The sequence below is a fragment of the Sphaerisporangium dianthi genome (assembly GCF_042654065.1).
Classification (GTDB): domain Bacteria; phylum Actinomycetota; class Actinomycetes; order Streptosporangiales; family Streptosporangiaceae; genus Sphaerisporangium; species Sphaerisporangium dianthi.
Genome location: NZ_JBHSFP010000044.1, coordinates 45316 through 52281 on the forward strand (window position 1 = coordinate 45316; position 6966 = coordinate 52281).

Consider the following 6966-nt stretch of genomic DNA (forward strand, 5'->3'; position numbering starts at 1 on the left):
CAGTGGCAAGACTGGGACGCGCGGACACGCCGCGTGCCCGCCGGCACCGCCGCGGCATCGAGGAGGACCCGGCATGAAACAGCGCACCCTCGGCCAGGGCCTGACCGTCTCCGCTCTCGGACTCGGCTGCATGGGCATGAGCGAGTTCTACGGGCAGGGCGACGACGGCGAGTCCACCGCCACCCTCCACCGGGCCCTGGACCTCGGCGTCACCTTCCTGGACACCGCCGACATCTACGGCCCGTTCACCAACGAGCGGCTGGTCGGCACGGCGATCGCCGGGCGCAGGGACGAGATCGTCCTGGCCACCAAGTTCGGCGTCGAGCGCCGGCCGGACGGCACCCGCGTCGGCGTCAACGGCCGCCCCGGCTACCTGCGGCAGGCGTGCGACGCCTCCCTCCAGCGGCTCGGCGTCGACCACATCGACCTGTACTACCAGCACCGCGTCGACCCCTCGGTGCCGATCGAGGAGACCTGGGGCGCGCTGGCCGAGCTCGTCGCCGCCGGCAAGGTCCGCCACCTCGGCATCTCCGAGGCCGCCCCCGCCGAGGTCCGCCGCGCCCATGCCGTCCACCCGATCACCGCAGGGCAGTACGAGTACTCCCTGTTCACCCGCGACATCGAGGACGAACTGCTGCCGCTGTTCCGCGAGCTCGGCATCGGCCTGGTCGCCTACAGCCCGCTCGGCCGCGGCTTCCTCACCGGCGCGATCACCAGCGCCGGGCAACTGGACGCCACCGACTTCCGCGCCTCCAACCCGCGCTTCCAGGGCGAGAACTTCACGGCCAACCGGGCTCTGGCCGCCGGGGTGGAGGAGATCGCGCGGGACAAGGGCGTCACCCCCGCCCAGCTGGCCCTGGCGTGGGTGCTCATCCAGGGCGAGGACGTCGTGCCCATCCCGGGCACCAAGCGGCGCGCCTACCTCGAGCAGAACGTCGCCGCGCTGGACATCGCGCTGACCCGCGACGAGCTGGCCGCCCTGGAGAAGGCCGCCCCCAAGGGCGCCGTCGCCGGGGACCGCTATCCCGCGGCCACCCTCCCCCGCATCACCTCCTGACCCGTCCCTCCTGACCTACATCTCCTGACCTGGGCGGCCGCGACGCCGCCGCGCCGGCCCGGGATCGGCGGTCCTGCCGGCCGGGCGCGGGCGGACCCGCGCCGCACAGGTCAGGCCGGCCAGGTGAGCCGGATCGGCCGAGCCGGTCAGGACCGGCTCCGGTCGAGGAGGCGCCCGGCGCGCATCAGCGTCTCGCGGACGTTGGCCTCGGTGGTCGCCTCCATCGCCTCCGGGATGGTCAGCCAGCGCAGCGGCGCCTCGGCGTTCTCCGGGCGGGCCGCCTCGGGGGAGCCGGTGGCCAGCAGGAACCGCAGGTCGGCGTGCTCGTGGGCCGGCTCGCGGGCGCCCGCGGTCACCGGGACGATCACCAGGTGCACGGTCTCGGCGTCCTGGCCCGCGGGCCAGGGCCGAAGGTCGGCCAGGCCGGTCTCCTCCCGGCCCTCGCGCAGCGCGACGGCGAGCGGGTCGGACTCGCCCGGATCGGCGTGCCCGCCGACCTGCAGCCAGGCGCCCTGGCGGGCGTGCCAGCGCAGCAGCACCCGGTGGGTCGGCGGGTGCAGGATCAGCGCCGACACCGTCACGTGCAGCGCCGTCGAGCGGCCCCAGGGATCACCGGCCGCCGGAAGCGCCCGGGCCCGTTCGAGATCGGCGGCCTCCTGCGCGGTCGAGGGCCGGTGGCGCGCCAGCACCCAGGCCAGCGGATCCGACGGGTCCACGACGTCGCCCATGTCATTCCCCCTGCCGCAAGACGCCCGGTGCGCGGCCGCCGGTCGTCGCCCGCACCGGCGAACCCGCCGAGGCTCGCACACCGCCCCCCGCCCGGGCAATCCGATTGACGAGGCCCGGCGTCCGGAAGCGGGGACTACGGGTTCGCCCGCACGTGCGGGCGGGCGTAGTGCCCGGCGACCGCGGCGAAGGCGGCCTTCGGCTCCCAGGGCATGTCGGGGTAGGTGTCGCCGGTGCGGCCCTCGAGGACCTTGACGATCCCGAGACTGGCGAGGTCGAGGTCGTCACGGGGATCGCCGTCGGGCCGGTGGGGGAAGCCGTAGAGCGCGAAGAGGTGGACGAAGGCGCTGTCGACGCCCTCACTGTCGAAGATGTCGAGCAGCTCGCGGAGGTATCGCGCCTGGCCCGCCTCGTCGCGTTCGTACGGTCCGTTCAGTCGCAGCGGCGCGCGGGTGACGGGATCGTACTCGAGGATCTCCATGCTGCGTGGTGCGACGTCGCCCGCGCCGCGCCAGGTCGCGGTGCCGAAGCCGGTGACGGCGACCGGCTTGGGCTGGGCGACGAGATCGCGCACGCCGTCGCGGAACCGCTCGGCGACCTCGGCGGATCGGATGAGTTCGAGGGTGACGAAGTCGAACAGGTCCCAATCGACGCCCTCGAACGGGATCGCGGCGTAGGTGACCTTTCCGTGGAAGCGTTCGCGGATCGCCGCCACGGCGGTGCGCAGGAACCGGTCGAGGCGGGAGCGGACCTCGGCGATGCGCTCGGCGCGGCCGTCCGGGCCGGCCAGCAGGCGGCCGAGACGGTCGCCGAGACGGTCGCCTTCGATGAACCCCCGGTTCATGATGCTCATTTCGACGCCGGCGACGAACACGACCTCGGCTCCCGCCGCACGCAGTCGCTCCGCCCGTTCGGCGCAGTCCAGGAGCAGAGCGAGGATCCGGCCGGGTTCCAGGTCCAGCGGGTACGGCGAGAACCAGGCCTCCAGTCCGAGCTCGGCGGCGGTGCGGGCGGCGAACTCCAGGCGCCGCGGGTCGCCGCCGACGATGTGGACGGCGTTGCAGTGCAGGTCGTCGCGGATGATGGTCAGCTCGCGCCGGACCACCGTGTGGTCGAAGCGTTCCAGCGAGTTGACGCCGTCGCTGACGAAGCCGGTGTCGTAGGCGATGCCTTTGGCTCGCATGCCGGTCCTTTCGGTCTGGGGTGGTCCGAGGGGGTACGCAGCGACGGTAGCAGAAACTTGCGTGCGCGCAATTTTGCGTGGACGCATCACCTGTGGCAGAGTCGACACCGTGACCGGCCCATCGAGCTTGCGTGAACGAAAGAAGCGGGCCACCCGAGAGGCGCTGCAGGTGGCGGCGCTGCGTCTCGCGCTGGAGCGCGGACCCGAGAACGTCCGCGTCGAGGACATCGCCGAGGCGGCAGGGGTTTCGCCCAGGACCTACAACAACTACTTCTCGAGCCGCGAGCAGGCGATCGTCGCCGCGATCGCCGCGGACCGCGCGGCACACGTCGCGGCGGCCGTGGCCGCCCGGCCGCCCGAGGCCGGCCTCGGCGACGCCGTCGTCGAGGCCGTCGTGGAGCTTCACACCGATTCGGGCGATCATCCGCGCGACGCGCTACTGATGATCGCCTCGAGTTCCGCTCTGCGCGCCTGCTACGTCGACACCGTCACCGCGATCGAGGCTCCGCTCGCGGAAGCCATCACCGGACGCTGCCCGGGCATCGAGCGCCTGACCGCCCAGGTGCTGTCCGCCGCCGTCGGCGCGGCCGCCAGGGTGGCGCTGCGGCAGTGGCTGCGATCCACGAGCGCGCTGCCGTCGATGCCGGGTTTCGTCGTGCCGTCCGGGTCGCTGCCTGACCTTGTCCGGGCCGCGCTGACTCCGCTCGTGCCGGCGCTCGACGCGGCCGCGTCGCGCTCGCCACGCTGAAGGGCCGGCGAATCGCACCGAACGGGCGCGACCCGCGTCAAGGCCCGGTCCCGGGCCGAGGGTCCGCAGGGACGCAGGCTGCGGCGCGGGCCAGCAGGAGGGTGCGCTCACGGTCGTTGCGGGTGAGGGAGGCCGCGCGCTGGAACTCCCGCCGGGCCTCGGCGGTCCTGCCCAGGCGGAACAGCAGATCACCGCGCACGCTCGGCAGCAGATGGTAGCCCTTCAGCGCCGGATCGCCCGCCAGCTCCTCCACCAGCCGCAGGCCCGCCTCCGGGCCGAAGGCCATCGCCAGGGCCACCGCACGGTTCAGCTCCACCACCGGAGAGGGCACCTGCCGCACCAGCGCCTCGTACAGTGCGGCGATGCGCACCCAGTCGGTGCCGCCGGCCTCGGCGGCACGGGCGTGGCAGGCGGCGATCGCCGCCTGAAGGGTGTAGGGGCCGGGGGCGGCGCCGATCGCCTCGGCGCGTTCCAGAGCCGCCAGCCCGCGCCCGATGGCGGCGCGGTCCCACAGGCCGCGGTCCTGCTCCAGCAGCAGGACCGGCTCCCCCGACGGGCCGACCCGCGCGGCCGAGCGGGACGCCTGGATCTCCATGAGCGCGACCAGCCCGTGGACCTCCCGCTCGCGGGGCATCAGCCCGGCCAGGACACGGCCCAGGCGCAGCGCCTCCTCGCACAGCGCCGGCCGCATCCAGTCGTCGCCGGCGGTGGCGGTGTACCCCTCGTTGAAGATCAGGTAGATGACCTCCAGCACCGACGACAGCCGGCCGGCGAGCTCGGCGCCCGCCGGCACCTCGAAGGGGACACGGGCGTCGGACAGCGTGCGCTTGGCCCGCACGATGCGCTGGGCCACGGTCGGCTCGCCCACCAGGAACGCCCGCGCGATCTCCTCGGTCTTCAGCCCGCCCAGCATGCGCAGGGTGAGCGCCACCCGCGCCTCGGTGGAGAGCACCGGGTGGCAGGCGGTGAACACCAGGCGCAGCATGTCGTCCTCGATGCCGCCGTCGAGGGAGCCCTCCAGCGCGGCCAGGGCCGCGTCGTCGTCCTGGCCGCCGGCGAGCAGGTCGTGGCCGAGCTCGTCGACCTTGCGCTCCAGGCGCTCGCGCCGGCGGATCAGGTCGATCGCGCGGCGTTTGCCGACGGCCATGAGCCAGGCGCCGGGGTTGCGCGGGACGCCCTCGCGCGGCCACTGCTCCAGCGCGGCCACCAGGGCGTCCTGGGCGAGCTCCTCGGCGACGCCGACGTCGCGCACGACGCGGGCCAGGCCGGCCGTCACCCGCGCCGCCTCGGCCCTCCACACCTGGTCGATCGCCCGATGCGCCTCCGAAACCGCCATGGCCACCTATCAGAGCATCTTGCGCGCCACCCCCGCAAACCGGGGCCCGCCTCCGGCCCGTCCCGGACGGGCGCGCGCTCAGCTCATCGGCGTGGACATCATCTGCTCGACCAGGGAGGTGGTGTGCTTGGCGTACCGGAACAGCGGGTGGGCCAGCACCTCCCGCAGGAAGGGCAGCCCGGTGCGCAGGCCGGGCCCCTGGACGACGGTCTCCTCCAGCGCCCGGTCGGCGCGGGCCAGCGCCTGGGCCCGCGTGGGCGCCCACACCGCCACCTTGGCGATCAGCGGGTCGTAGTCGGCCGTGATCCGCAGGCCCGCGGCCGCGTGGGTGTCGACCCGGGTGAACGGGCCGCCCGGCGGGACGAACCGCTCGATCAGCCCGGGGGTGGGCAGGAACCCGCGGGCGGGGTCCTCGGCGTTGACCCGGCACTCGATGGCCACCCCGCAGGGGACGATGTCGCTCTGCCGTAGCGTCAGCCGCCTCCCGGCCGCGACGAGGATCTGCTCGCGCACCAGGTCGATCCCGGTCACCATCTCGGTGATGGGGTGCTCCACCTGCAGCCGGCAGTTGACCTCGATGAAGTAGCAGGCGCCGTGCTCGTCCAGCACGTACTCGAAGGTGCCGGCGCCCACGTACCCGGCGGCGCGGGCGGCGTGCACGGTGAGCTCGCCCAGGTGCTCGACGGTCGCCGCGGGAAGGTTGGGCGGCGGGGTCTCCTCGATCAGCTTCTGCCGGCGCCGCTGCACCGAGCAGTCGCGCGCGCCCAGGTGGACGACGTTGCCGTGGCCGTCGGCGAGGATCTGCACCTCCACGTGCCGGGCCGCGTCCAGATACCGCTCCACGTACACCCGGGGGTCGCCGAACAGTGCCAGGGCGTCGCGGCGGGTGGCGGCGTACGCGCGGGCGAACTCGGCGGGCTCGTGCACCACGGTCATGGCACGCCCGCCGCCGCCCGCCGCGGCCTTGATCACGACGGGGTAGCCGACGGCGTCGGCGGTGCGGGCCGCCTCGGTGGCGCCGCCCGCGGGGTCCGCGCCGCCGGGAAGCACGGGCAGGCGCGCGGCCACGGCGAACTCCCTTGCCGACACCTTGTCGCCCAGCCGCGCGATCACCTGTGGCGGGGGGCCGATCAGGGTCAGGCCGTGCGCCTGGCAGATCTCGGCGAACTCGGCGCTCTCCGACAGGAATCCGTATCCGGGATGGACGGCGTCGGCGCCGGTCTGCAGGGCGGCGGCGATGATCGCGGCCGGGTTGAGGTAGCTGCGCCGTGGCGTGGCCGGCCCGATCTGGACGGACTCGTCGGCCAGGCGCACCGCCGGGGTGTCGCGGTCCACCGTGGAATGGGCGACCACCGTGCGGATTCCCATCTCGCGGCACGTCCGGAGCACGCGCAGGGCGATCTCGCCCCGGTTGGCGATCAGAACTGTGGTGAACATGGCGCTCCAGGCTGCGGGCGGTGGCGGGTGCGGGGTCAGTGGCCGCCGTGCGGCACCAGGGCCAGCAGCGGCTCCTCGTACTGCACCGGCGCGCCGTCGGCGGCGACGATCTCGCTGACGCGGCCGCCGTGCTCGGCCTGGACGGCGTTCATGAGCTTCATGGCCTCGACGATCCCGATCTGCTGGCCGGGTTCGACGAGGTCGCCGACCTCGACGAACGGCGCGGCGCCCGGCTCGTGGGCGCGGTAGAAGGTGCCGACCATCGGCGAGGTGACCACGACGGCGCCGTCGGCGTCCGCCGCGCCGTCCGGGGCCGGGGCGGCGGCCGCGGCCGGCCCGCCGGGGTGCGCGCAGCGGGCGGCCGGCCCGTCCGGTGCGCGGGCCGGGTCGCCGGCGGCGCGCGGCGCGGCCGCCCATTCGACGGCGACGGCCAGGGTGGCGGTGGAGACGGTGATCCTGCGCCGCGGCGCCGGGCCGGC

General features: G+C 74.6%; 7 protein-coding genes. 2 read left to right on the forward strand and 5 right to left on the reverse strand.

Going from position 1 to position 6966, the window contains the following annotated elements; translation table 11 throughout:
- Window positions 1–73 precede the first annotated feature (73 nt).
- A complete protein-coding gene (locus ACFO60_RS36970; protein ID WP_380850765.1) occupies window positions 74–1057 on the forward strand; it encodes an aldo/keto reductase in 984 nt (327 codons plus the stop codon).
- 146 nt (window positions 1058–1203) lie between these two features.
- Here the strand turns inward: ACFO60_RS36970 and ACFO60_RS36975 are convergent, their stop codons facing one another.
- Together ACFO60_RS36975 and ACFO60_RS36980 are read right to left on the reverse strand one after the other, a co-directional pair.
- The gene (locus ACFO60_RS36975; protein ID WP_380850768.1) at window positions 1204–1785 is read right to left on the reverse strand and encodes an NUDIX hydrolase; all 582 of its coding nucleotides are present in this window, start codon (window positions 1783–1785) and stop codon (window positions 1204–1206) included.
- Window positions 1786–1919: 134 nt separating this feature from the next.
- Complete coding sequence (locus ACFO60_RS36980) at window positions 1920–2966, reverse strand: hypothetical protein (protein WP_380850771.1); 1047 nt, start codon at window positions 2964–2966, stop codon at window positions 1920–1922.
- A 127-nt stretch (window positions 2967–3093) separates the two neighbouring features.
- Between ACFO60_RS36980 and ACFO60_RS36985 the strand changes: the two genes are divergently transcribed.
- Complete coding sequence (locus ACFO60_RS36985; RefSeq protein WP_380850774.1) at window positions 3094–3714, forward strand: TetR/AcrR family transcriptional regulator; 621 nt, start codon at window positions 3094–3096, stop codon at window positions 3712–3714.
- 37 nt (window positions 3715–3751) lie between these two features.
- On the opposite strand, the gene ACFO60_RS36990 is transcribed toward ACFO60_RS36985, so the two are convergent.
- The 3 genes from ACFO60_RS36990 to ACFO60_RS37000 form a co-directional block, all read right to left on the reverse strand.
- Window positions 3752–5050 (reverse strand): RNA polymerase sigma factor, encoded by a 1299-nt coding sequence (locus tag ACFO60_RS36990; RefSeq protein WP_380850777.1) that lies wholly within the window; start codon window positions 5048–5050, stop codon window positions 3752–3754.
- Window positions 5051–5128: 78 nt separating this feature from the next.
- Complete coding sequence (locus tag ACFO60_RS36995; RefSeq protein ID WP_380850780.1) at window positions 5129–6487, reverse strand: acetyl-CoA carboxylase biotin carboxylase subunit; 1359 nt, start codon at window positions 6485–6487, stop codon at window positions 5129–5131.
- A 35-nt stretch (window positions 6488–6522) separates the two neighbouring features.
- On the reverse strand, window positions 6523–6966 hold a 444-nt coding region (locus ACFO60_RS37000), incomplete at its 5' end, for an acetyl-CoA carboxylase biotin carboxyl carrier protein (RefSeq protein ID WP_380850783.1).

What these genes read in the sequence shown, in the direction of transcription:
- ACFO60_RS36990 (WP_380850777.1), bottom strand. Translation starts at nt 5,050, where the DNA reads ATGGCGGTTTCGGAGGCGCATCGGGCGATCGACCAGGTGTGGAGGGCC.
- ACFO60_RS36995 (WP_380850780.1), bottom strand. Translation starts at nt 6,487, where the DNA reads ATGTTCACCACAGTTCTGATCGCCAACCGGGGCGAGATCGCCCTGCGC.
- ACFO60_RS36980 (WP_380850771.1), bottom strand. Translation starts at nt 2,966, where the DNA reads ATGCGAGCCAAAGGCATCGCCTACGACACCGGCTTCGTCAGCGACGGC.
- ACFO60_RS36970 (WP_380850765.1), top strand. Translation starts at nt 74, where the DNA reads ATGAAACAGCGCACCCTCGGCCAGGGCCTGACCGTCTCCGCTCTCGGA.
- ACFO60_RS36975 (WP_380850768.1), bottom strand. Translation starts at nt 1,785, where the DNA reads ATGGGCGACGTCGTGGACCCGTCGGATCCGCTGGCCTGGGTGCTGGCG.